Origin of the sequence: Methylophaga sp. UBA1464, assembly GCF_002325665.1 — a bacterium.
Lineage (GTDB): Bacteria > Pseudomonadota > Gammaproteobacteria > Nitrosococcales > Methylophagaceae > Methylophaga.
Genome location: NZ_DCSO01000035.1, coordinates 28,939 through 29,452 on the forward strand (window position 1 = coordinate 28,939; position 514 = coordinate 29,452).

Consider the following 514-nt stretch of genomic DNA (forward strand, 5'->3'; position numbering starts at 1 on the left):
ATCACCCGCATGCGCCAGTGCTTCATAGGCCTGACCAGCCGTCAGAGCACCATCACCAATAATGGCTACCGAACGTCTTGATTCTCCGCTGTCACGCGCAGCAATAGCCATGCCCAATGCGGCACTGATTGAGGTACTCGAATGACCAACCCCGAAACTGTCGTATTCACTTTCACTGCGTTTGGGAAAGCCGGAAAGTCCTCCGGGTTGACGCATGGTATGCAGTTGATCTCGGCGCCCTGTCAGAATTTTGTGGGCATAGCTTTGGTGTCCAACATCCCAGACCAGGCGATCTTCAGGTGTGTTAAACACATAATGCAAAGCTAATGTGAGCTCGACAACGCCTAAATTTGACGAAATATGACCGCCGGTTTGCTGGATTTTGTCGATAATCAGTTCGCGGATCTCATTCGCTAATTGATCCAGTTGTTTACGTTCCATGTTACGTAACTGGGCGGGGGAGTCGATTTGGGCAAGTAGGCTTGTCATGTTGAATCAGTGTGATTAAAAGGGA

1 protein-coding gene is annotated in these 514 nt (G+C 49.8%); it reads right to left on the reverse strand.

The window, feature by feature from the left end:
• Positions 1-489, reverse strand: a 489-nt coding sequence (locus tag B3O33_RS03660; RefSeq protein WP_292362959.1) for a 1-deoxy-D-xylulose-5-phosphate synthase N-terminal domain-containing protein, incomplete at its 3' end; no start/stop codon positions are given.
• Positions 490-514: the final 25 nt, after the last annotated feature.